Here is a 25,461-nt window from a genome sequence, read left to right on the forward strand (position 1 = left end):
CTTATGCATAATTGTCACTAATAATTCATCAAACAGGTTTGACTCAGATAATTTCAGGGAGTAGGTTTTATATAGTTTTGTAAAGAACCCCCTGTATCACACTGGATGAGGATTTATAAATGAAGCCGAATGTTGACCAGAATATTGTTCTCAGCACGGAAGAATCAGAATATATCCGATCAGTTCTCGAAAAAATTGACTATGACCCGTCAGGATCAGATTTTTATTTAAATAAAATACGTAAGGTTGCCTATACGGTTTTCCCGGAAAGGGTGATCACGGCAATCAATAAGGTTAAAGGTTTTTCAGCGAGCGCGCTCGGTTCATTGCAGATTGATAACCTGCCGGTAGATAATTCAGTTACCGGCAGTCCTCGTCATAATGAATCAGGTAGCGCATTCAAAAATGGCGTATTAACTGAAAATATTTTGGTGACGATGGGTGTGCTTACCGGTGAACCCTATTCCATTGCTCATGAAGGTCATGAGCTGGTAAATAATCTTACGCCACATAAAGAGGCAGCCAAAGAATTTACCGGTCTCGGGTCTGAAGTTGAGCTCGATTTTCATATTGAAAATGCTGCACAGGCATATATGCCGGAAGGCGATACGTCACCGCTTGCACTCATATTACTGGGCGTCAGGGGGGAACCTCTTGGCGGGCCGCAGACCCGCATTTCCGACTGCCGCCGGGCGCTGGAAAAACTTTCAGAAGAGGATATCAAGCATCTGTACGGCAAAAATTTCATTATCCGCGTGCCTTACCGCTGGCGCGGCGCGTCTGCTGAACCACGTGATAATACTGACCTGAGTCCGATTCTGTCAGGCCCTATCTCTGCCCCACGTGTGACCGTAGCCTTCTACCCGGATATGGTACTGGCCGTAAATTCGCGTGCAAAACAGGCTCTGGAAAATCTTTATCAGGCAGTACGCGAAGTTTCATTTGGCGTTCAAATCAGCCCCGGCAGGCTGATCCTCATTAATAACAGTTTTACCCTGCATTCCCGTGACAGCTTTAAGCCCGCTTTTGATGAAAACGATCGCGCGCTCCGCTGGGTACAGCGCATTTTTGTAGCCCGCAACCTCTGGAACTTCAGGTCGTTCGTACCCGTTAAAGATCGCGTGTTTGATCCCAACGTGAAAACCGCAGCACCTGAAAAGCCGGGGCGTGAGAAAACGCCGTCGGCGGCCTGAAGCCTTACCGCCACCGGCAGCCTGCTGTCCGGTGGCTTTGACCAGCCCGGTTTGCCTCAGTACGCCAAAGGCGGAACAGGCACACCAGAGTCAGCTGGCTTACTGTCAACTGCCACTCCAGAAAGGAACGTTATGAACCCAGCCAGCCGGACATCTCATCGACCAGCCATTACGGGAGGCCAGGGCAAAACCGTGACGGGAACCCTGCTCGCAACCAGCTTTGGCTTTATTGTGGTCCAGCTGGACGTGACTATCGTGAATGTTGCGCTTCCGGAAATAGGCAGCAGCCTTAAGACAGGGGTTTCAGGACTTCAGTGGGTGGTTGACGCTTATACACTTTCCTTTGCCGCTCTGTTGCTTACGGCGGGAGCGGCCGGAGACCGCTTTGGCAGCCGCCGGGTTTTTAACAGCGGGCTTTTGCTTTTCTGCCTGGCTTCCCTGACGTGTGCGCTTACGCATTCCGTAGATGTCCTGATCGCGGCCCGATGCATTCAGGGTGCGGGTGCGGCGCTGATCCTCCCGACGTCACTGGCGCTGCTGTCCCATGCCTGCGCGGGAGATCCGGTAGTGAGAAGCCACGCAATCGGATGGTGGAGTGCCATCGGGGGAGCGGTAAGTGCTATGGGGCCGGTCGCCGGTGGTCTTCTTACGACAGCCTTCGGATGGCGCGCCATCTTCCTCGTCAACTTTCCCGTGTGCCTGCTCAGCCTGTGGGCAACTTATCGGTTTGTGGCGGAAACGCCGACAGAGCAGAGCAAAAGCTTTGATATGCCCGGTCAGGTCCTGGCCATACTGTTTCTGTTCCTGCTCACGTATTCAGTTATTGAGGCAGGAGCAGAGGGATGGTTATCACCAGAAATATGGGCTGGACTGGCTCTGGCACTGGCTGCAGCACTGCTGTTCGTGGCCCGGGAAGCGCGAGCTGCAGAGCCGATGATCCCGTTATCGCTGTTCCGTAACTCCGTGCTGACCATTGCCGTTCTTCTGGGACTCCTTTCCAATCTGACCTTTTATGCTCTGATATTTATTCTGAGCATTTTCTTCCAGAGCGTAAAAGGGTACTCCCCCACGCAGACGGGGCTGGCCCTGCTGCCTTTTACGGTGATCATGATTGCCAACGTGGCAAGCAGCCGTCTTACCGGATATTTCACGCCCCGGATCACGGTTGCTGGCGGCGGGATTTTATGCGTACTGAGCTTCCTGCTGCTACATGGCCTGGACAGGGATACGCCGTATTACGTTGTCATGGTGAGCATGATTTTCCTGGCGATCGGGTCCGGAATAAGCACCCCGGCTCTCACATCAGCCATTCTCGGCAACGTGCCGTCAACGCGTTCTGCGACTGCATCAGCCATTTTTAATGTATCCCGGCAGGTTGGCAGCGCCCTGGGCGTCGCGCTGCTGGGCGCACTGATAGTTGGTGCCGCTGAGAGCATGACCGCTGGCGCAAGGCTTGCCTTTGATATCTCAGTGGTACTCCGGGTGGTCGGAGTCATCCTGGCCGCGTTATTTCTTTAAATAAATATATTGTTAGGGACGGGGAGCATGATGAGGCTTGTAATTATAGGTACCCGGAAAACAGGCACAAGCCTGGCACTGGTCAGAACGGCACTGAAAAGAGGACTGGCTGTTACAATTATCAGCAATCCTGAAGACAGATTAGAGGGGGTTTTCCCTCCGGAAGTGGAAATAAAATATTTGCCTGCAGATGTCAGCATCATTTCCGAGTGGATTAAAAAAAAACACTTCAGGCCGGAAAATGCCCTGAGAATTACCACGATAAATGATGTTTACGCGTGCGTTGCAGCCCAGGTAAATTCAGCACTTGGTCTGCCGGGACCCGATGCCTTCGCCGTTACCCGTGCGGTATCAAAATTACAGCAAAAAAAAATATTCACTGATAACAACATCCCGACTTCCGGATATTCGGAATTCCGACTTTCAGATCATAAGGCCAGAGAGGATGCACTCCTCAAACTGCAGCTGCCGGCAGTTGTAAAGCCCTCGGAAGGAACAGCAAGTAATGGCGTGAAGCTCTGCAGTCAGCATTCTGAGGTAATCAGCCATCTCGACTATCTGGTTAATCAGAAAGAGCAGCGGCCGGACCTGGTCCCCAGCGATACTGTTCTGCTGGAAGAATATTTACCCGGGACAGAATACTGCGTTGAGTATTTCGATGGCCATTACGTCGGGGCTATGCGCAAATCCAAACGGTACGGTACTGAATTTCTCGAGCGAGGCTATACGTCAGAACTGGATATTGATGAACAGACCCTTCTTAACCTTATTGGGACAGGTGCACGGGCAGTTGAAGCTGCAGGGCTTAGCTGGGGACCGGTTCATATAGACTGCATCGTTCATAATGGTTTCGCCAGTATTATTGAATTAAATCCCAGAATTGCAGGCAGCTTTATCTGCGATATTGTCCGGGATGCCTATGGCTTTGATATGGTTGAGAACCTTGTTGATAAGCTCCAGGGAAAAGAAGTCACGGTTCCTGCGAGCTTTCTGCCTGATGCTTACGCCTGCGTTAATTTTTTTCTGGAAAGCGACCCATTACCCTGGTCATTTACTGAACAGGGGGAGCTCAGAAACCACCTTATGCACATCAGCTACGGTCCGCAGCACCTGAGTAACCGCAGGCGCAGGGCGTTCGTTTACGTCAGAAATCTGATGCAGAATTTTAAGCCGGAGATTAACTAAATGAAATTAATAAGTACTGTGGTTATTGTGGATGGTGCATCAACCAGCGCGTATCTGGCGCCGGCCTTTCGTTCCTATGGGGTTCAGTGTGTTCACGTCCTGAGCAGTGAGGCACTGCCGGAACGCCTCAGGGCACAGATCAATCATACTGACTATATACGCAGTCTTGTATACCAGGGTGACATCCGCGCGCTGGCAGAGAGCCTGAAGGATCTGCCGATTGACGTGGTATTACCGGGGGGGGCAGCGGTATCGAGCTGGCGGCCGAGCTTGCCGAAGCGCTTGATGTCCCATACAAAAATTCCATCGATCTGGCAAAGGCACGCCGTCATAAATTTGAGCAGATAGAAATTCTGAGCCGTAGCGGGCTTCTCACGCCGAAGCAGTATCAGTCAGAACAGTCAGACGAAATTGTTGAATGGACGCGAGCTCATCTTACCCTGCCGGTTGTGGTGAAGCCCACCCGGGGTGCCGGCGTAAGTGGAGTAAAAGTATGCCATACCCTTTCACAGGTCAGGGGAGCAGCGGAAAATATTCTCAATTCAAAATCTTATTATGATGAAGTTCAGAATGAAATTCTTGTTCAGTCGTGCACGCAAGGACAGGAGTACATTGTTGATATCGTCTCTTTTGATGGCCACCACAAGGTTGTCAGCGTATGGGAAGTGGATCGGGATCGCCGTGAATCACCGCGCCTTGAAAAAATGATGGTGGTTGACCATACCCAGCACAGATTCTCGGCGCTGATTGATTACGCAAAAAAAGTACTGGATGCAGTGGGCCTTAAATTCGGACCTTCCCATATGGAAGTGATGCTAACCGGCGACGGGCCGGTAATCATTGAGCTGAATTCCCGTCTGCATGGAAGCCTCGATCCCTTACTGACGACGGCGGTGACGGGGGAAAATCATGTGTCCGCTACCGTCAACGCGTTTGTCAATAATGCGCACTTTATTGACAGCATCGGTAAAGCACCCGGATTCAGCGGCTATTGCGGACATGTACTGCTGGTTTCTCCGGTTTCAGGCCGTCAGTTACAGAATTTCCCCTGGGACAGAATTGAAAGCCTACCTTCATTTGTAAGCGTAAAGCGGTGGGTGAAACCGGGCGGGCAGCTTCAGGTCACTACGGGCCTGCAGACGGCTATTGGCATGGTCGGGTTGTTTCATGAAAATTTTGAACAGTTGAACAGGGACTGGAAAACGATCAGGGCAATTGAAAATGAATACTTTATGGTTCCTCAGGCCTCAGCCGAGCCCACATAAGAAATCTGAAAAGGCCGCACAGGCGGCCTTACCCACTGCAAACAGCCGGTGGCACCTGTCCATGCTCATTCCTGCATACGGGCGATGAGCTATCCGGGGAAGGGAGGGACTTATGCATCTTGTCATTATCGGTGCCAGAAATACGGGGACCAGTCTGAATCTTGTGGCTCAGGCGCTGGCCAGGGGGCTGCACGTAACGGTGATCACTGCTGAACATGATGACCTGACCCATGTTTTTGAAGAAGAAGTGAATGTCGTTACTCTGCCTGTAACGGCAGATAACGTCGCGGGCTATATTCAGAATGTCATCCGTAAAGACAGCGAGTATATCCGGGTTACAACAGCACATGATATGTATGCTTCCGTGGCGGCACACGTTTCATATCGCCTGGGCATTCCGGGACCGGATGCTGACGCTGTCTCTCATTGTGTCTCAAAAAAGTATCAGGACATAATTCTGAACAGCCTGGGCTGCAGGCTGGGTTCATCATGCCAGTACAACCTTGACGATGAGTTATATCAATCCCGGTTTGAAAGTTTTACCTTTCCCGTTGTAGTAAAGCCGGTTGAAGGATCAGCGAGTCATGGAATAAGAAAGTGTCACACCCCGGCTGAAGTTTTAGACCACATGCAATCCCTTAAGAAAATGTATAAATCTCTGCCTGAAATTATACCCTATGGAAATATAATGATAGAGAGCTTTATAAACGGACCCGAATACTGCGTTGAAATATTCGATGGTCAGTTTGTAGGTGTCATGACTAAGAATAAAACCGCCGGTAATTTATTTATTGAGCGGGGTTACACCTCTGAAACTTACCTCAGCGTAAGGGGCATCAGGAATATTGCTGCACTTTGTGAGCGTGTAGTTGCCACAATGAATCTCTGTTGGGGACCAGTTCATATTGACTGCATCATTGAATCCGACAACATTCATATTATTGAAGTTAATCCACGCATTGCGGGAAGTTTCATTACGGATATTATCCGTGATGCATGGGGTTTCGATATGATTGACGCGCTTCTTAATAAACTGAATGGTTCAGATGTTACCTTACCCGGGAGAGCGGAACCTGTAGGATTTGCTCAGGTTTTTTTCTTTCTGGACTCCGATCCTGAAATACTGAAATTCAAAGAGAGCGGCATCCTGTCTGATAAAAATATCAGACTGTCATTTTCACCCCAGATTTTAACCGGCAGGGAACGGAGGTCTTATCTTTACTTGGTCGTGCGTTAAATTATTTTCCGGATTCGTCTAAGCGGGAACTGCAGAACGCCTGATACCTGTTTTTATAATGTGATCACTCCATGTGGTGCGACCATACTCGGTTTTGTGCGCCTGAATATCAGTACGCCGTACCTTCAGCATAAATAAGGTAAACATTGATGAATAATATTAAGACACACTCTAATATCAGCAAGGTTCATGAAACTTCATCGCCTCACTGGAATATAGCCCGTCGTTCCAGAACAAGTCAGCTGAGCGTCACGGTAAACGGAGGTAACAGTCTGACAGATCAGCACGGACGTGATTTCATCCACTTTTGCACTACGTCCTATCTTGGCCTGGACTATGCGCCGGAAATTCAGCAAGGTGCCATAAAGGCTATCCAGGAACAGGCAACGCTGCGCGTAGCCTGCTCAAGGAACCGCTGCCGTCTCGCTCTGCTGGACAACTATCAGAATGCGCTCAGCGATCATTTCAACGCGCAGGCTCTGGTAACGCTTTCCTGCAGCAGTGCATCAGCAGCAATGTTACCTTTACTGGCATCAGGTATTTTTAACGACGGTATAAAGCCGTTAATGGTGTTCGACCGGTTTGCGCATTATTCAATGAATCATCTCAAAGCATTGTGCGCAGAAGAAACGTCTGTGTTGACTATAGGCCATAACGACGTCATCGCTTTAGAGGACATCTGTAAGACTAATCAGCACGTCATTTACGTCGCTGATTCCTTTTACAGCATGGGAGGTATATCACCCATCAATGAAATCGTGAGCCTTCAGAGTAAGTATGGGCTTGGTCTATTCTACGATGATTCTCATGCCATGAGCATTTCTGGCGCCTACGGTACCGGTTATGCCCGCTCTTTCTTAACTGAACTCCCTGAAAACACCTTTATTGTTGCTTCCCTAGCCAAGGCATTTGGCGCTTCGGGTGGCGTTATACTGTACGGAGATAAAAAGATCACCCCGGTAATTGAGCAGTACGGCGGCCCGGTTAACTGGTCTCAGAGCCTGAATGCCGCCGGCATAGGCGCTGGAATGGCTTCACTGGCGATACACCACTCTGAATTACTGCCCCAGCTGCAAAAAAAATTGTCTGATAATATCCATCATTTTGATGAGCTTCGCGGCACAAGAGGTGAATCGAGCCCGAGTCCGGTAAGGTTAATTCGGTGTTCGAGCGCAGAAGAATGCATCTGGCTCAGCACAAAGCTGGCAGAGGAGGGCTTTCTTACCTCCCCGGTATTTTTCCCCGTTGTACCTAAATCAAGCCCGGCAATACGGATCACCTTAAGGGCTGATATGAAGAAGGAACAGATTAGCGCCTTTCTGGCAAAGCTGAACTCTTTGATGACAGAAAGAGAGGTGCTTAATGAAAAGCCCGTTAATTTTTAATGCCTTTGTTCTTAACTCCCTTACCCATCTTAATCCGGGCCAGTGGAAAAATCCGGACAACCAGTGTGCCGGTTTTATGACCCCGGATTACTGGAAAAAACTGGCCTGTACCCTAGAGGACGCTCTGTTCGATGGGGTTTTTTTTGCTGATGTTTTAGGCCTCCATACTCAGAAGGATGACGAGTCAGAATATTGCATGTCCAGGGGCATTCAGTTCCCTCTTCACGATCCTGCCCCAGCGGTCGCGCTTATGGCATCCGTGACACGTAACTTATGCTTCGGCATGACCTCGTCAGTTTTTGCTGACACACCTTATCTGTTTACAAGAAAGATGAGTACGCTGGATCATCTCACCCGGGGCAGAATGGCCTGGAACATCGTCACGTCTTATTTGCCATCGGCCATGCAGGCAATGGGGTTCAGCGCTCCTCTGAATCATAAAGAAAGGTATCTTTATGCAGAGGAGTACGTCTCGCTGTGCATGGAAATGTGGGCCGCCGCTCCCCGGATGAACACCGTCCCGGATGACGCTTTCTTTTCATCTGCAAAAAAAGTGAGATTTGAGGGTGATTATATAAAATTCTCCGGATATGGTCTGTCAGCGTACTCACCGCAGGGCTGTCCCGTTCTCTACCAGGCCGGAGCATCTGATACAGGACTCGCTTTTGCTGCTAAAAATGCAGAGTGCGTTTTTCTGGCCGGTAAGTCGGTAGAAAATACTAACCATATCATGTCCGGAATTATGCGTAAGTTCTCAGAACGCAAGAGGCCGCGCACGTCCTACCGTATCATCCCTCAGGTAACTTTTATCACTGCAGAAAATAAGAACGTCGCTCAGCAGAAGTATGAGCATATTCTTCATTTTGGAGATACAAAGGGCGCAGAGATTTTAGCTTCTGCCTGGTTGGGTATCGATCTTACCGACCAAGATCCACTCCGGCCGCTTGCTTCCTTTCAGTCAGAAGCCATTCAGTCATTTGCTGAGCAGTTCACAGTATCAAGTCACAGTAAATGTCCCGAAACTGTCGGTGAGCTGATCCGGCGTGCAGCTGTCGGGGGACTGGGGTGCGTTATGGTTGGCAGTCCTTCAGAACTGGCTGATAAGATTGTTACTTTACAGCAAAACGGCGCGGACGGATTTAACCTGCCCTGCATAGTTAACTCCGGAACTTATGAGGACTTTATAGGCTTTTTAATCCCGGAACTGAAGAACAGAGGCGTATACAAAACTGAATATTCAGAAGGAACGTATCGGGAAAAGATATTCGGCGCTTAAAAAATATTTATTATATTCATAAGGTTAATGTTTTAGATTCAACAACTGGCAGTTCTGATCTGAGCCAAAAGTATTCCCGGACCTCATCCTGATGTAAGTACACCGATATTGGGAGGAGATCAAACAGGCCCGGATCTCTGATTTATCCTGGCACCGATATTGGGGGCCGCTTGGAATTCGGAAATTATCCTACGTTTAGCTGTTTAAGCTTAACGAGTGATTTTGTTCCGTTGAGCGGAAACCCCTGACCGTAAGGGGTGTACGGAATCAGTGGGCTGTCCGTTTGTGGTTTTGCTTATTTTCGTACACCCAGCCACCGTGGTGTACGGTAATCGTCGGTTTCGGCCATGGTCAATTCATAACGGACTAAAATTATACGAGAGGGAAGCATTTATGCCACCTCGACAGATAATAAGCAGTGAAGAACAGGATCGCTTACTGGTTATACCAGATGATGAAGTTATCCTGACCCGAATGTGTTTTTTGAATGAACAGGATATTGCACTCATTAATAAACACCGACGGCCAGCAAACCGCCTGGGCTTTGCTGTATTACTCTGTTATCTGCGTGGGCCTGGATTTATTCCGGACAAAAGCAATCCCCCTCACAGTGGTGTCATATCAAGAATCACTTCCCGGCTGAAACTTCAGCCTGATTTATGGTCGGAATATGCCTCAAGAGAGCAAACTCGCTGGGAACATCTGACTGAACTTTATCGTTACCTGAAATTAGCTCCGTTCAGCCGGTCACTGCAAAAAGATTGTATCCAGCATCTTCACCCCTATGCCATGCGTACTGACAAGGGATTTATGCTGGCGGAAGAAATGCTCAGTTGGCTACATAACAATAATGTTATTTTCCCTTCTGTTGATGTGATCGAACGGACGATTGCCGAAGTTGTTACGCTCGCTGACAGAGCGGTATTTTCGGCACTTACCGCGCAACTGGAAACGCAGCATAAATCAGCACTCGACAGTCTGCTCAGATCAGAGGGTGAACAACTCTCCCGTCTGGCATGGTTGCTTCAGTCTCCGGGTAAAATCAACGGTAAAAATGTGCTGCAACATATCGACCGACTTAATTCCATCACCGCGCTGGGGTTGCCTGATGGTATTGCGCTTTCCGTTCACCAGAACAGGTTGCTTAAACTGGCGCGTGAGGGCCGGAAAATGAGCAGCAGGGACCTGGCAAAATTCACCGATGTCAGACGTTACGCTACGCTGGTTTGTATAATAACAGAGGCTAGGGCCACCCTGACTGACAAAGTGATTGATCTGCACGAGCGTATCCTGGGTAGTCTGTTCAGCAGGGCAAAACGCACGCAGGCCGAACGGCTCCAGCAAACGGGAAAGCTTATTCAGAGCAAGCTGAAGCAGTACGTTACCGTCGGGCAGGCGTTACTTAACGCCAGAGAATCCGGCGAAGATCCCTGGACTGCAATAGAAGACGTCCTGCCCTGGCAGGAATTCATCAACAGCGTGGAAGAAACGCTGTTTCTGTCCCGTAAGGGCAATTTCGACCCGCTTCACCTGATCACCGAAAAATACAGTACGCTGCGTAAATACGCCCCGCATATGCTGTCAGCATTGCAGTTCATGGCGACACCTGCGGCGCAGACGCTCAGCGATGCGCTGGACACCATAACGGAAATGTACCGTAAACAACTTCGTAAAGTGCCTCCATCAGCGCCAACAGGGTTTATCCCTGAAAGCTGGCGAAAACTGGTGCTCACACCTTCAGGCATCGACCGCAAGTACTACGAGTTTTGCGTACTGAATGAACTCAAGGGGGCATTACGTTCCGGTGATATCTGGGTTAAAGGATCGCGCCGTTACAAAAATTTTGATGATTATCTCATCCCAACTGCTGAGTTTGAGAAATCCCGACATAATGATCAGTTACAGTTGGCCGTTCAGACCGATTGCCAGGCATACCTTCAAGCCCGTATGACTCTTCTTGCATCGCGGCTGGAGGAAGTTAAGGCGATGGCGCTTGCGGGTGATTTGCCCGATGTTGATATCTCAGATAAAGGCGTAAAAATCACTCCGCTGGAGAATAGCGTTCCTTCAGGTGTTTCTACCTTTGCGGATTTGGTCTATGGCATGCTCCCCCATCCTAAAATTACGGAGATACTGGAAGAAGTTGACAGCTGGACGGGATTTACACGTCACTTCGTGCACCTCAAAAATAATAACGTCAGACCAAAAGACGGAAGACTGTTGCTGACCACTATTCTGGCTGACGGCATCAACCTTGGGCTGACAAAAATGGCGGAAGCCTGCCCTGGGGCCACAAGATCATCACTCGAAGGTATTCAGGCATGGTACATCAGAGATGAAACTTATTCAGCGGCACTTGCCGAGCTGGTCAACGCTCAGAAAGCGCGACCTCTGGCCGCATTTTGGGGTGACGGGACAACATCGTCGTCAGACGGGCAGAACTTTCGGGTAGGCAGTCACGGACGTTATGCCGGTCAGGTCAATCTTAAATATGGTCAGGAGCCGGGCGTGCAGATTTATACACATATCTCAGATCAATACAGCCCGTTCTACGCCAAAGTGATCAGCCGAGTGTGCGACTCAACCCACGTGCTTGATGGCCTGCTGTACCATGAAAGCGATCTGGAAATTACCGAGCATTACACCGATACCGCATCACTGAACATGTTTTCGCCCTGATGCACCTGCTGGGATTCGCTTTTGCGCCAAGGATCCGTGATCTTCATGACAAGCGGCTGTTTATTCATGAAAAGGCCGAGCGCTATCCGGGGCTTCAGTCCGTCCTATCAACAACCAGCCTGAATTTCAAAGACATTGAGACCCACTGGAATGAGGTGCTTCGCCTCGCAAGTTCGATAAAACAGGGGACAGTTACCGCATCGCTGATGATGAAAAAACTGGCCAGTTACCCTAAACAAAATGGCCTTGCAAAGGCATTGAGGGAAATCGGGCGCATCGAACGGGCACTGTTTATGCTGGACTGGTTTCGCGATCCATCACTACGCCGACGCGTACAGGCGGGGCTGAATAAAGGTGAGGCCCGCAATGCCCTTGCGCGAGCTGTCTTTATGCATCGGCTGGGTGAAATCAGAGATCGGGGACTGGAGAATCAGAGCTATCGTGCCAGTGGTCTGACGTTACTGACTGCGGCAATCTCACTGTGGAATACGGTATATATAGAAAGAGCCATAGATTCCCTGAGAAGAAAAGGGATCCCGATTAATGAGCAACTGATCTCTCATCTGTCGCCTCTGGGATGGGAACATATCAACCTGAGTGGAGATTACGTTTGGCGAACCAATCATAAGCTGGGATTAGGGAAATACCGCTCGTTACGCTCAGTAGATAGTGGCCTGTACAAAAAACAGTCTTAGCGAATGGAAGGGACTTCCCCTGGATATGCACCTGATTAACTTTCGTGCGATCATGGGATAAATATTGACCCAGAGGGATTCGTTATGACCATCACTACTGTCGGTATCGATCTTGCTAAAAATGTATTTGCAGTTCACTGCGTTGACCAAAATGGTAAAGCAGTTCTGGTTAAACCCAAGGTGTCACGTGCAGCACTTCCTGAACTCATCGCAGGTTTACCTCCCTGTGTAATTGGAATGGAAGCCTGCTCGGGTGCCCACTATTGGGCAAGATTATTCAGGCAGTATGGCCATGATGTCCGGTTGATGGCCCCAAAATTTGTCTCACCCTATCGCATGGCGGGTAAGACCGGGAAAAATGATGCAGCTGATGCAATAGCTATTTGTGAGGCGGTGCAGCGGCCGCATATGCGCTTTGTACCCGTCAAAGACGAAAGTCAGCAGGCAATGCAGTGCTTACATCGGACAAGGCAGGGATTTATCCAGGAAAGAACGGCAACGTATAACCGTCTTCGGGGTCTGGTATCCGAATTTGGGATTATCGCCCCACAAAGCACTGATGCTCTACGTCATATTGTTTCTGACCAGAGAGAAACTCTGCCAGTACAGGTCAGGCTTTGCATTGATGATCTATTGGCTCATATCACTAATATTGAAGAAAAAATCGCCGAATATGACAGGGTATTATCTCGTGTGGCCAAAACAGACCATCGCAGCCAGCAGTTAATGGAACTGAAAGGTATTGGCCCCACAACAGCGAGTGCACTGGTCGCCAGTATTGGCAACGCACATGATTTTAAAAACGGGCGCCAACTGGCAGCCTGGCTGGGGTTAACGCCATCGCAATACAGCAGTGGTGGAAAATCAAAGCTTGGCAGAATAACGAAAGCCGGTGATTCATATCTGAGAACGCTGCTGGTACAGGGAGCGCGTTCTGTGATGATAGGGGCAGAGAATAGAACGGACTCGTTTAGCCGTTGGGTCTGCTCGTTGATTGGCAGGCGGGGATACTGGCGTGCTGTTGTTGCAATCGCTGCCAAGAATGCGAGGTTGTGCTGGGCATCATTACATTACGGCGATGACTTCAAACTGTATTCGGCAACATGAAAAATTTAACTGTGTAGTAACTGAACTGCAACTCGTTGATGGTAAAGGGTTAGACCCCCGTGAGAAGTATCTGCATATCCTACTGGATATCACTATCCGATTAGCGAAGGAGGATCTCACGAGCGTCTTTCATCAGGGTCCGAATCAATAGAGATTCAACGTGACCGTTTATAGTAGCGCAGTCTTATCCCTTGCCCTTCATTGATGAACAGACAGAAATTAAAAACCGGCGTTGACTGTTCGGGGAAGCCCTTATAGTAGCTTATTTTCCCTTTTCCAAGCGGACCCCGTGGACGTCAATCCAACCTTCGGCTTCTCTCCTGCGCTCCGCGCGCAATACGGCGCTCATGCGCGCCCACCCGTCTTGCCTGTCAGGCACCGGCGAACCTCTCCGAGCGCCATGTGGGTCAGACCCAACGCGCGGTAGTCGGTGGGCTCCGCCCACGACGAAAACTTCGCGACGACGATGCCGTTCGCGCGGTCGACAAAGAGATTCTGGCCGTAGACACCCATAGCAAACAGAGTCTGAGCCGTTCCGTCAATGGTGTACCAGCCGCTTCGGAAGCTCATGGATTTGCTGATCGGTGCAAATCCGGTGGCCCATTCGCCGGACGCCCAAGCCGCGCGGTCTCCGTTCTGCGCCAAGTCATCGATCAGTTCCGCAGGAACGACCTGAGTGCTTCCGCACAGACCTTTGTTGACGAGAAGTTGCCCGATGCGAGCGAAGTCGCGTGCAGTCGCACATAGGCCGCCGGTACAACGTGGTGCGCCTCGCGCATCGAGCGTGATGGCGGCGTCCTGCTCGACTTTTAGCGGTGCCCAGAGAAGTTCGCTCAACATGGCAGCTATAGGTTGACCCGTGGCTCGCTCGATTACCCAGCCCAGCAAGTCAGTGTTAGCCGAAACATAGCGAAATCCGCCGCCATGAGACTGGGCCGGACCTTTTAGCTGCGTGAAAAATGCATGCAGGCCCACAGAGGCTGTGCCGGACCGCGTCGGTTCCCAACCGGTCGCCTCGTCGTATGCCGTTTGCTGGGTCTCGTCGAACTGAATACCGACGCGCATGTCCAGCAGGTGCCGAACCGATGCGCCCGCATACGGGCCGTTGCCAATTTCTGGGACGTACGTTGTGATTGGCGCTTCCACATCGAGGCGACCTTTCTGCGCGAGCAGTCCTGCGAGCAGACCCATGACCGCCTTGGTCGCAGACATAAGAATGTGCTTCGACGATGCAATCATGCCGTTACCGTAAAACTCGTGCACTACCTGGCCATTGAGCAGCACCACCAGTGCATCGGTCGAGGTGGCGGCTAGCACCGCATCGAGGCCGAGCTGCGGCCCGTTTGGGATCTGCAGAGAAAAACCGTCGAGGCTTTTGGCCGATGCATCGAGCGTCGACGTGTTCGTGCCTCGCTTTACGGTTGCCACGGGCAAAAGCTCATCGATGTGATGGAACGATCGACGGTTGTTCGGCGCATTTCGCCAGTTGGACAAGTTCACGCCGGCGGGCGACGCTGGCTGCGCAGAGGCTGAACTTGCGAAAGGCAGTCCTGACGACGATGCAGCCGCCGACAGCAGGAGACGGTTGAAAGTTCGCTTTGTCATCACTGGTTTCCCCTTTGCATTGGCTGTTGAAGCCTAGCAGTGTAGGAAACAAGCTCCAGATAATCTATAGTTGGTAGTCGCTATTTCATTTGAGATCGTCTGATATCAGAGTGATATCGCTTGCCAGCTTAATTTTGACAATGGACAGGTATGGAGCAACTTAACCTTCAGGCTATACGAAGCAGGGTAATAACGGACTCGGGTAGTAACAGGCATATATTTTTTGGTGTAGACAGCAATTTCATCTTTCATGCGTTAATCACGGTGATGTCTATCATTGAGCATGCTGATCACTCCGTTTACCATTTCCATATCATCTCTTCAGAATTTGACGAAGGTGATGCGGCTAAATTTTCTGAAGTTCTTGCAGGTAGAAAACATGGATTAACGGTACATCATGCGGGCGATGATATGTTCAGTTCGCTCCCTACTACCGCGTTGTTTACACGCGCTACCTATTATCGCTTGCTCGCGCCTCAGCTGGTTCCGTATGCCGATCATGTACTTTATCTCGACGCTGATATGGTCTGTATCAAATCTCTCGATCCTTTATGGCTATTAGCTGAAAGGGATCCGAATGTTGTGGCGTTCGTTGTCGGAGAAATTGAAAATCTCCAGAAAGCACTTGCAGAGAATGTTGGGCTGAAAAAAACCGACTATTTCAACGCGGGCATGATGCTCATCAACGTTCAGAAATGGAAACAGACCGGCATTAGCGAAAAGGCACTCCAGGCACTGACTAACTCTGAAAAGCCTCTCCAATATCTCGACCAGGATGCCCTTAACATCGTTCTTGAAGGGAATGTTTGTTACGTGGACCGACGATTTAATCACATTGAAATGCTGGCCCACAATGCGCACAGCTATAGCAAAGACGTGCCAGCCAATACCTGCGTTATTCATTATGCAGGCGCTGATAAACCATGGCAGCAATGGAACCAGCAGAAAGTCTGCCAGTATTATCAGAAAATATACCGCCACTCGCCTGTGGCTTCACGTCCATTCGATCTGCCTCGAAATCATTATCAGGCAAAAAAAATGTACAAGACCATGTTCAGGACGCATCAGTTACTCAGAGGAGTGTACTGGCGGTTAAGGTATTTCCAGATGAGGTATTTCTAAGATGATGCTCCTTAAAAAGGGTCCGGTTATTACGTACCGATTAGCTTATCAGGCTATTTTTATTGTTATCTGCACGGCCCTTTCAACATCCCTTTTTGTCGATGCCTATCCGCGAAAGCTGTTATACCTCTCCGGCTATGTATCGTTGCTGTTTATGGCCATAAAGATTAAGCAGAAAGATTTTGTTTTCGACAGGGTGGCTCTGGCTGTGGCCGCTGCACTGATGTTGATCGGCTCGATCAGGTTTATGTGGGGAGAGATGTATTCACAGACTCAGTTCAGCGATATCACTTCAAATTATCGTACGGGCGGAAAACTCTTCATAATCTCTGGCTTGATGGCGTATTTTTTTATCGCATGGCGGCACAACATTGCGCGAAGGGCTGTACTCAGTGGGTTTGCAATCCTGCTTGCAGGGCTTATTGCCACGACGGGATTTGCAGTGCATGAGCATCTGCAGACGGGGTTGCGGATACAATTACTGACCGATTCAGCTGGCACGGTGTCCTATCTGATTACGGCTCTGGCTTTATGTACGCTATTCACAGGCTATAGAGCCGTGGAGCACGTAGGGGGCAGGACCTGTATATTCTGCATTACTTTCCTGCTCAACACGCTGCTGCTTATCCTGACTGAATCCCGGGCTGGAGTGCTGACTTTGCCCATACTGTATCTGGGATTCTTCTGCCTGACGCATGCACGGCTCATCAGATTCGCATTAATTCCTCTGGTCGTATTAATGGCCGCCGGCTTTACCATGTTGCCACAGTCTGTATGGCAGAGACTGGACAGCATCCGCACGGAAATTGGGTCGTACAATACAAATAATGATACGTCGATTGGCGCACGCTTTTCTATCTGGAAGGGGGGGTATGCCAGTATCAGTTGGACACTGATGGGACAAAGCCCTGATGAGAGAACATCAAAAGCCCGGCAGTTTATTGTCGATCATGAACGAAAAAATCCTGAAGCTTACAAGAATGTTCAGTATCACCTTCATGATGACATTTTAGAAACGCTCTCACTTCAGGGGATAGCCGGCGGAGTATCAATTCTGGTCTTTTATCTTGTGCTGCTGATTGTTCCTCTGACGAGGCGCCCTTCAGCCATAGCGATTTTGCCGGCCTCCTTTGTCATTTTCGGACTGACGGATACCGTACTGATACAGTCACTTTCAGTCACAACGCTATGCCTGTCAGTTTTTGTCAGCTATGCCCTGCTGCAATCCTCGGAAGGCAGAGATTTTATCCAGAGATAGTGGGAGTTTTGCCAGCGTCCGTCGATTGATTCAGCGACCGCTGGCAGGATGATGCCCTTTCAGAGAGCTCGTGTCATACGTAATTTCAGGTACTTTTTCTTAAAACTCAGTCTCACGCGTGTATCGCATAAAAATGAAACGAGTGATATGTGATTCAAAACTTCCCGCACATGAGCCCTGTCAATTTCATCTTTGATGTCTGAATAATGCCTGTGCTGAATGTTGATCCAGTGGCAGGCAATCAGGTTCTCATAGCCCTCACCAAAAGCCACTGCCATCTGATCTGTAGCCTGGATGAGCATGCTTACCTTCTCTGGATCAATGTCTACGGACAGGCTGTTCTTACGCTTAAAATACAGTACACGTTTACGACGTTCGGTAATGTGTTTTTCCGCGTCCAGATAACTGATCGAAGGGTTATAGAGTGCCGGTATATTTTTATTGAAGCCAATATGATGGCTGTGCTTCATGCGCCATGCCAGACTCAGACGTTCATAGTCCAGCACATCATCAAAATCAATGATGACATCAAAGTTCTGCGCGTTTAACGCATCAAGTGACATGCGGTTCTTATACTGAATGATATGATCAAGATAATCACAGTTCTTCAGCATCTGACCGCATACCGGGCCTGTCAGCACTGAAACCCTGTACCCCTGTTTCGCAAGTAAATATGCCGTTCCTGTGGTCACAACCATATCGCCTATTTTATCATCGAGACGAAGCAGTAGGATATTGCGAACCTTGCTGAGTTCAAAAGAGGATCGGGATCGTTGAGTACGCAGGAAAGATAACAAAGTCTTTTTTTTGATTTCTCTGAAGAACTTATTTTTATTTCTGTTAAACGATTTAAGGAACTGCATAAATTACCCATAACTGAGAGCAGGTCGCAATAAAATTCCGATTAATATCAGATCGGAGCATGAACTTATCATCTTATATATTAACGTTTTTCAGGAATTAAAAAAAACATTCTTACATCCAATCTGTTTTTGGGGCCTAATTTTTTTGTCTCACTTAAGCCGTATCTAAAGACTACAGACCAGTCTGGCTAATGGCTTCGAATAGTCCGCATGAAAATTATTCTGGACTTGAGAGCGTTGCATGTATACAAAGCCCGGATGTCTTATCGGTCACCGGAATTTTTACGTGAATCAATTTAGTGATTTCTCAACTCAGGCAACGTTCCGCAGGCTTCTACCCTACATAGCCCCACACAAAAAGGGCTTAATTGCGGCAAGCCTGGCCCTGATAGTCAGTGCCGCAACCGATGCAGGTCTGCTTTCACTACTCAAGCCCCTGATGAATGGAATTGGCTTTGGCAGCGTTACGCCCGAATCGTTACGCTGGCTGCCACTTGCTGTCATCGCGCTCGTTGCCCTTCGTGGTGTGACAGGATACGTATCAGATTACTGCATGGCATGGGTGTCGGGCCGCGTGGTGATGTCCATGCGACGTCAGATTTTCAGTCATCTGATGGGAATGCCTGTCAGTTACCATAATCGCCATTCGTCAGGTAGCCTTCTGACCAAAATTACCTATGACTCTGAGCGCGTTGCATCTGCCTCATCTGATACGCTCGTCTCACTGGTCCGGAATTCTGCCTCAATTATCGCTCTTATGGTGCTTATGGTCTGGAACAGCTGGCAGCTTTCCATAGTGCTCCTGGTCGCTGCGCCAGTCATCGCGCTGAGCGTCCGAGCGGTGTCCGGCAGGTTTCGTCGAATCAGTCAGGATTTGCAAAAAACCATGGGCCGCGTAGCCGTCAGCGCTGAGCAGATGCTCAGAAATCATCGTGAGGTACGAATGTTCGGCGGTCAGATTACTGAGCAGACGCGCTTTGCAGACGTCAGTAACTCAATGCGCAAGCACGGCCTGAGAATGGTCTCTGTTGCTGCTCTTTCAGACCCATTCATACAAATGATTGCTTCGATGGCGCTCGCCGCGGTGCTTTTCGCTGCAAGTTTTCCATCCGTACTGGAAACGCTTTCTGCCGGCTCTGTGACAGTGGTTTTCTCCGCCATGTTCATGATAATGCGCCCGCTGAAATCATTAACGGGACTTAACGCCGGCTTTCAACAGGGCATGACGGCATGCCACTCACTGTTTAGCCTTCTGGATACCGCTCAGGAACGAGACGAAGGTACGCTATCTGCTGAAGGTGTACGGGGCGAGCTAGAGTTTCGTAATGTCAGCTTCCGCTATGAAAACTCGGAAGACTATGCTCTACGTAACGTGAGTTTCAGAGTGCCTGCAGGTAAAACCGTAGCGCTGGTCGGTCGATCAGGCTCAGGAAAAACTACCTTGGTCAGTCTTCTCCCGCGCTTTTACGATGATTACGAAGGAGAAATACTGTTAGACGGGCATGAAATCAGGAGTTACCAGCTCAAGTCTTTACGGGATAAAATTTCGCTGGTTTCCCAGCACGTTCATCTTTTTGACGCAAGTCTGGCTGACAACATCGCCTATGCCAGTCCTGAAAACATTTCCCGTGCGGATATCAGTACCGCTGCATCTAAGGCTTATGCCGATATTTTTATAAATAAATTGCCTGAAGGCCTCGATACAATGGCCGGAGAAAATGGTGTCCAGCTATCAGGTGGTCAGCGTCAGAGGATAGCCATTGCACGAGCCCTGTTAAAGAAAACGCCACTGCTTATCTTGGATGAAGCTACTTCAGCATTGGACAATGAGTCTGAGCACGCAATAAAAATGTCACTGGGAAATTTCAGGCATGAATGCACGGTGCTGATTATTGCTCACAGACTTTCAACCATTGAGGCCTGCGATGAAATTATCGTAATGGACGATGGCCAAATCAGTGAGCGTGGGAGCCACGCCAGCCTTCTGCAACAGTCTGGTCTGTACTGTAAGTTACATGACATGCAGTTTACTGCTGAGCAGTAGGTATTCGTATAACTCCTTTCTAAAAGTCCATCATGCGGGCGAGCAGTGCGCAGCCTGCCCCTGAATGCCGCGTCAGCGGCATTCAGGGGCCAAAAACCGTTAAGGACGGCTCATATCCCATCGGGCGCCGTTAACCCGGCAGAGCCGGTTACAGAGCGTTAAGTTCATGCAAGGCCAACCCCCTCCCTGCCCGACGTCGTTTAAGCAGCGGCCTTTCAGACGCGCATAAGTCAGATGGTCGCAGACGAAAGATAGAAACCGCGGGCCTCAGTCTGAAAGCCATTAAGAACTCCAGTTACAACATCTATCTATAAAGCGACTCTGTTCCGCCCCTTGAGGCCGGGGCGGCGGCGCTTTTCAGGTGGGTTTCGCTCGCTGGTTATGTTTGCGTGATCATGATGGTCTGATGTGGCCTAATGATCTTGGACACGACTTAAGGGTGATAAACTTCCCCAATACATAAGAGGTGTCCAATGAAAGGTCGAAAAGCTTTTTCTCCTGAGTTTAAGTGCGAAGCTGCAAGCCTCATGGTTGATCGTGGCTATTCTATTGCGCAGGCCTGCGAGGCTATGGGCGTGGGTAAAACGGCGATGCAGCGCTGGGTTCATCAACTTAATAGTGAACGCGGTGGCGTAACACCGGACGTGGGTAAAGCCCTGACGCCTGACCAGCAGCGTATTCAGGCGCTCGAAGCCCAGATCCGTAAAATTGAACGCGAGAAAAATATCTTAAAGGAGGCTACTGTAGATTCAACTTGTCAACGCAACACCCTTTTCAAAAACCTGTTTTGGCGTCCTAAATTTCAATGTTTTCCTCGGCCTGTTGTTTAATTGCTCTGCGACCTGGTCCAGGTCTTCTTGTGAATGTTGAGCCAGACAGGTCTTTTTAGGGAAGTATTGCCGAATAAGGCCATTAGTGTTCTCGTTGGTACCTCGTTGCCATGGGCTTTGTGGGTCACAGAAATAAACTAGCGTGCCTGTATTAGCCGTAAAATCAGCGTGTTTGGCCAGCTCCATACCGCGGTCCCAGGTCAATGACTGCCTGAGTTTGAAGGGCATTCCTTTAAATTTCTCTATCAATGCATCATTCACTGAAGTGGCGTCTTTTCCCTTCAATTTCAGCAGGATGGTATAGCGCGATTTCCTATCAACGAGAGTAGCAATATGTGTATTTTTTGTTCCTGAGACTAAATCCCCTTCCAAGTGGCCAACAGAACGACGATTGTCGATATGCCCCGAACGCTCATGGATCGAAATACCATTGACGATGTTAATCGTCCCGCGCTCACCCTTGCGAGAGTGGCGTTTTCCATGACGTAGACTGTGAGAACGGCGCAGGTGCTTTACCAACAGATGATGTAAGGCGTTTCTGGTGCGAAAATACAGGGTTTTATAAATCGTCTCTGCTGATATTTGCATCGATTTTCGGCGATACGCTGTATTTTTAAGCCATCCGGATATTTGTTCAGGAGACCATTTGAGCTCCAGTTTTTCCAAAACTAAATCCCTTAATTCCAGATTCTTATCCAGCAAGCAGGGCTTCGGCCTTTTGGCCATTCGGTTCGCCCGGTTGTTCGCATCCACAGCTTTGTAATAGCGTCTGCCACGGTTACGTTGAACCTCTCTTGAGATCGTAGAAGGCGAGCGATTTAGAGATTGCGCAATAGCTCTGATACTTTTTTTGGCAGAGAGTCCGACGCGTATTTCTTCCCGTTCAGATAACGTTAAATGTGATGAAGCGCGTTTGCGCACGTTGGGCTTCATGCCACCGGAGTCTCTTAAATAGTGAAAATGGTGCCGGGCTTAGAATCCAGGGTTTTAGCAATGTCACTGAAGCCGATGCCGTTCTTCCATGAGTCGAAAACAAACTCTTTTTCTAGTGCCGTAAATGTACGCTTCATTCAATAATCCTCCGCTACCCCATGTTTTAGCATGGATGTTGCATTGATCAATTGAATCTACAGTAGCCTTTTTTAAAATATCGTTTTCCATTTCAATGCGTTGTATCTGTTTTTTAAGCTCACGTATCTCAAGCTGTTCTGGCGTCATGGGCGTTGCTTTAGGCGATTTACCCGCCCGTTCGTCCTTAAGCTGACGAACCCACTTATCCATCGTGGAAACTCCGACGTTCATCGCTCTGGCAGCGTTAGCAACGGAATAATTTTGGTCGAGTACAAGTTGTGCTGCTTCAAGACGGTATTCAGGGCTAAAAGTTCTTCTGGTACGTCCGGTCATAGGGTCACCTTTGATGTGCTGAGGTGATGATATCACCTCTTATCAGGTGGCCAAATTCAGTAAACCACTACACTTCAGACAGCTCAGGGAAGCTCATCAGATTGCGAACAGAAACGCTTATCCAATCCATGCACGAACAGATAGGGCTGAAATGGTTTTTACCATTTCTGTTTATGAAGTAGCTGTAAGCAAACTCCCCTTCATTAACCACATCGCGAAAATCCGTTATTAAAGTGTCGTCAATAGTTACGCCAAAATCAGCCTTGGTTTTCTTCATGGTAATCACTTTCAAATCCATACACTTAGAGGTTGATTGTGACCGTTATAATAGGCAAAAACAACTCAGTGGGTTGACCAGCGCCCCATAACTCAAAATTGCTCGATTTAAGTATGTATTCCGACTTGCGCTCCTCGCTCTCGGCAGACATTCAGCGTGACGTGGTTCTTGAGAGTTTTCTTCGGGTTTGATGTTATATCCTGCCTATTCGTCTATTTGTGTAAGTGTATCCCTGAAGGTACATATGCCAAGTCATTTTCAATCTGACTATCTCAAGGGATGCCTACCCTCATTTCTTACTACTACTGGCAAAGAAGAGGTACCACTAGGCAAACCCACTCTCAAAACGAGAAAGTTCATTATTAAGAGGGTCACTCAGAGAGTGTATTGACAATAGCTATACAACAATCTAATGTATAGCTGTTGTCGATACAGGAGCTATAAAAAATGCGTGACGCTGCAATTAATTTACGTGCTTTGCCGGAACAGCGTGATCTCATCGATCAAGCTGCCAGTTTATTGGGTAAAAACCGATCTGATTTTATGCTGGAAGTAGCTTGTGAGCGCGCGCAGGCTATTCTGCTCGACCAGGTTTTTTTCCAGTTAGATACTGAAAAATTTCATGAATTCACAGCGATGCTTGATGCACCTCAAAAGACAAATCAGGGTCTGGAGCACCTGATGGCAGTGAAAGCACCTTGGGCATGAGTTTACAATTATCTGCCCCTGAGCCACTCACAACTGCACATATCCTTGATGCTTTTGGTTGTGGGGAATCAACGTTAGATGAATGGTTAAAACGGCGCGCTCTGACAAACCATTTAAATGGTGCAAGTCGTACTTTTGTTGTCGCGACTAACGATAAAAGTGTTGTCGGTTATTACGCCCTTGCAGCCGGCGCTGTGTCCCACAGGGAAGCAACAGGGGCAGCTCGGCGTAATATGCCTGACCCAGTTCCGGTCATTGTATTGGGAAGATTGGCGGTCGACCTTCGCGCTCAGGGAATAAAGTTAGGAGCCTCATTGTTACAGGATGCTGTTCTTCGAGTTCACTCAATTGCTGAAAATACAGGGGTCAGAGCATTGCTCGTACATGCACTTCATGAACCAGCTAAACAATTTTATGAACACTACGGTTTTACATCATCGCCAATTAATCCGATGACATTAATGCTTCGCCTTTAGTATTCACAGCAACCTTGAAGCATAGCAAGTGATGAAATCGAAAAAACCAAACAAGAAGTCATACTTCATAATGATGAAGTATGACTTGTGCTATTTTTTATTCTTATGATTTAGAAGGCTTTTTTCCATAAGGTCAGTCATCGCACCTTCATGCGCCTGAAGATTACGAATATAACGCATTAATGTTTCGGGCTTTTTCCATGTCCCTTCCTGCATAATCTGAGCAACGGCATAGCCACGTCCCGCCATGTCCTGCGCAGCTCCTACACGGGCACTGTGACCAGTCCAGGTCATGTAGCGCCCTTTATTTGGGGTGATAGTTTCAGCTGTTCCAATCGTCCGCCATGCCTTGGTGAAGATAAATTCAATCGCCGGCGTGCTCAGCGGACGGGTGATAGAAAGAGTTGCACTCCCAGAGCGGTGAACCGGACAGAAGAGGAAAGCGTCAGGTTCGGCGCTCATACCTGACGCAGACAACCATTCTGACAACCGTCGGGAAGACTGCGAGCTTAGGGATTTGATAAGGCCCCCGTCTGAACAATAGTTTTGGTATAGCTTACATTGAGGATGATCCTGCCATCCGGTGCCCGGGAGATGTCTCGAACACGGAGACGTGCTAATTCACTGATACGCAGCAGCGTGCTATAAGCGAGATGCAGAAATGCCAAATCCCGTTTGTGCCGAAGCGATATTGAGTCAGACCACAGTGCATCCAGTTTCAGCAAATCTTCAAGACGGAAGGGAACCGCCTGACCCGTACGTTCACCGGTTACAACCGCAACACGATTTATCTTCTTAACGGCCCTGAATACCAGCGGTGAGATGTTAGGAGGGGTGAGACCTGCGTTACGGTGTAACATTGAAATTAAAGAACCGTGCGTGGCAATCGTTGAAGAGGCGCGCCCGTTCTCTTGTAGCCAGTTCAGGTAATCGCGAAGATCGTCCGGAAGCATAGGCAAAAACGAACGACCATTCTTTGTCGACCATGTATGACAAATCCGCATTACGCTCATCAGTTGTCGCCAGGTATTAGGTGAAAATGCTTCTTTGTCCTGTACAAATTCCTTAAGCCTGGCCAGAACATCCTCTTCAGTCTGGATAGCCGGTAGCGCTTGGGGGATTGGTGTTAATTTATCCATATTTAGCTTAAAAAGCGAACTCCCGGTAACTGACGACGCTACGTAGATTCTGAGAAAGATGCAGGGGATTTACCTTGCAGATTTCACGTAGCGAAACCTGCACGATCGACAGAAAAAAATCATCTACACCTGTAACTACTGGTTAGATTACCAGTTCCTTCAAAAGAAGACTAACTTTATATAAGTCCCATTATA

At 48.9% G+C, this 25,461-nt stretch carries 16 protein-coding genes and 5 pseudogenes; 15 read left to right on the plus strand and 6 right to left on the minus strand.

Going from position 1 to position 25,461, the window contains the following annotated elements; genetic code table 11:
• The first annotated feature begins 119 nt into the window (after nt 1–119).
• The 9 genes and pseudogenes from BV494_RS24865 to BV494_RS24905 all read left to right on the plus strand — a co-directional run bounded on the left by BV494_RS24865 (nt 120) and on the right by BV494_RS24905 (nt 13,540).
• Entirely contained in the window at nt 120–1,193 is a 1,074-nt protein-coding gene (locus BV494_RS24865) for a TauD/TfdA family dioxygenase (RefSeq protein ID WP_104925456.1), read from the plus strand.
• Between the two features lie 132 nt (nt 1,194–1,325).
• A complete protein-coding gene (locus tag BV494_RS24870) occupies nt 1,326–2,711 on the plus strand; it encodes an MFS transporter (RefSeq protein ID WP_104925457.1) in 1,386 nt (461 codons plus the stop codon).
• Between the two features lie 27 nt (nt 2,712–2,738).
• Nucleotides 2,739–3,896: an ATP-grasp domain-containing protein gene (locus BV494_RS24875; RefSeq protein ID WP_104925458.1), complete on the plus strand. Its 1,158-nt coding sequence runs from the start codon at nt 2,739–2,741 to the stop codon at nt 3,894–3,896.
• 353 nt (nt 3,897–4,249) lie between these two features.
• Nucleotides 4,250–5,161: an ATP-grasp domain-containing protein gene (locus BV494_RS24880; RefSeq protein WP_255414978.1), complete on the plus strand. Its 912-nt coding sequence runs from the start codon at nt 4,250–4,252 to the stop codon at nt 5,159–5,161.
• Nucleotides 5,162–5,273: 112 nt separating this feature from the next.
• A complete protein-coding gene (locus BV494_RS24885; protein WP_104925459.1) occupies nt 5,274–6,398 on the plus strand; it encodes an ATP-grasp domain-containing protein in 1,125 nt (374 codons plus the stop codon).
• A 149-nt stretch (nt 6,399–6,547) separates the two neighbouring features.
• Nucleotides 6,548–7,783, plus strand: a complete 1,236-nt coding sequence (locus BV494_RS24890; protein WP_104925460.1) for an aminotransferase class I/II-fold pyridoxal phosphate-dependent enzyme — start codon at nt 6,548–6,550, stop codon at nt 7,781–7,783.
• Complete coding sequence (locus BV494_RS24895; protein ID WP_104925461.1) at nt 7,761–9,059, plus strand: NtaA/DmoA family FMN-dependent monooxygenase; 1,299 nt, start codon at nt 7,761–7,763, stop codon at nt 9,057–9,059. The genes BV494_RS24890 and BV494_RS24895 overlap by 23 nt, the downstream gene beginning before the upstream one ends.
• 393 nt (nt 9,060–9,452) lie before the next feature.
• A pseudogene (locus BV494_RS24900) lies at nt 9,453–12,433 on the plus strand (Tn3 family transposase).
• 84 nt (nt 12,434–12,517) lie between these two features.
• Entirely contained in the window at nt 12,518–13,540 is a 1,023-nt protein-coding gene (locus BV494_RS24905; RefSeq protein WP_009652586.1) for an IS110 family RNA-guided transposase, read from the plus strand.
• A gap of 345 nt (nt 13,541–13,885) precedes the next feature.
• Here BV494_RS24905 and BV494_RS24910 read toward each other — a convergent pair whose 3' ends face one another.
• Nucleotides 13,886–15,145: a serine hydrolase domain-containing protein gene (locus BV494_RS24910; protein ID WP_104925462.1), complete on the minus strand. Its 1,260-nt coding sequence runs from the start codon at nt 15,143–15,145 to the stop codon at nt 13,886–13,888.
• Between the two features lie 150 nt (nt 15,146–15,295).
• Between BV494_RS24910 and BV494_RS24915 the strand changes: the two genes are divergently transcribed.
• A complete protein-coding gene (locus tag BV494_RS24915) occupies nt 15,296–16,267 on the plus strand; it encodes a glycosyltransferase family 8 protein (protein WP_104925463.1) in 972 nt (323 codons plus the stop codon).
• 1 nt (nt 16,268) lies between these two features.
• A complete protein-coding gene (locus BV494_RS24920; protein ID WP_104925464.1) occupies nt 16,269–17,525 on the plus strand; it encodes an O-antigen ligase family protein in 1,257 nt (418 codons plus the stop codon).
• 59 nt (nt 17,526–17,584) lie between these two features.
• Here the strand turns inward: BV494_RS24920 and BV494_RS24925 are convergent, their stop codons facing one another.
• Nucleotides 17,585–18,388 (minus strand): glycosyltransferase family 9 protein, encoded by an 804-nt coding sequence (locus tag BV494_RS24925; RefSeq protein ID WP_104925465.1) that lies wholly within the window; start codon nt 18,386–18,388, stop codon nt 17,585–17,587.
• A gap of 286 nt (nt 18,389–18,674) precedes the next feature.
• Between BV494_RS24925 and msbA the strand changes: the two genes are divergently transcribed.
• Together msbA and BV494_RS24935 are read left to right on the plus strand one after the other, a co-directional pair.
• Nucleotides 18,675–20,432, plus strand: a complete 1,758-nt coding sequence (msbA, locus tag BV494_RS24930; protein ID WP_192938231.1) for a lipid A ABC transporter ATP-binding protein/permease MsbA — start codon at nt 18,675–18,677, stop codon at nt 20,430–20,432.
• 473 nt (nt 20,433–20,905) lie between these two features.
• On the plus strand, nt 20,906–21,262 hold the full coding sequence (locus tag BV494_RS24935) for a transposase (RefSeq protein ID WP_104925467.1): 357 nt from the start codon (nt 20,906–20,908) through the stop codon (nt 21,260–21,262).
• Here BV494_RS24935 and BV494_RS24940 read toward each other — a convergent pair.
• From BV494_RS24940 to BV494_RS24950, 3 pseudogenes are all read right to left on the minus strand, one after another.
• Nucleotides 21,182–22,332, minus strand: a pseudogene (locus tag BV494_RS24940) (IS30 family transposase). The gene BV494_RS24935 and the pseudogene BV494_RS24940 overlap by 81 nt on opposite strands.
• A gap of 67 nt (nt 22,333–22,399) precedes the next feature.
• A pseudogene (locus BV494_RS24945) lies at nt 22,400–22,666 on the minus strand (transposase); the annotation flags it as partial.
• A gap of 73 nt (nt 22,667–22,739) precedes the next feature.
• Nucleotides 22,740–22,943 (minus strand): annotated as a pseudogene (locus BV494_RS24950) (hypothetical protein); the annotation flags it as partial.
• Between the two features lie 447 nt (nt 22,944–23,390).
• Between BV494_RS24950 and BV494_RS24955 the strand changes: the two are divergent.
• Both BV494_RS24955 and BV494_RS24960 read left to right on the plus strand, forming a co-directional pair.
• The gene (locus tag BV494_RS24955) at nt 23,391–23,651 is read left to right on the plus strand and encodes a type II toxin-antitoxin system TacA family antitoxin (RefSeq protein ID WP_104925468.1); all 261 of its coding nucleotides are present in this window, start codon (nt 23,391–23,393) and stop codon (nt 23,649–23,651) included.
• Nucleotides 23,648–24,127, plus strand: a complete 480-nt coding sequence (locus BV494_RS24960; protein ID WP_104925469.1) for a GNAT family N-acetyltransferase — start codon at nt 23,648–23,650, stop codon at nt 24,125–24,127. Before BV494_RS24955 ends, BV494_RS24960 begins: the two co-directional genes overlap by 4 nt.
• A gap of 90 nt (nt 24,128–24,217) precedes the next feature.
• Here BV494_RS24960 and BV494_RS24965 read toward each other — a convergent pair.
• Nucleotides 24,218–25,266, minus strand: a pseudogene (locus BV494_RS24965) (tyrosine-type recombinase/integrase).
• Nucleotides 25,267–25,461 lie beyond the last annotated feature (195 nt).

It is taken from the genome of Rahnella sikkimica (genome assembly GCF_002951615.1).
GTDB classification, from domain to species: Bacteria; Pseudomonadota; Gammaproteobacteria; order Enterobacterales; family Enterobacteriaceae; genus Rahnella; species Rahnella sikkimica.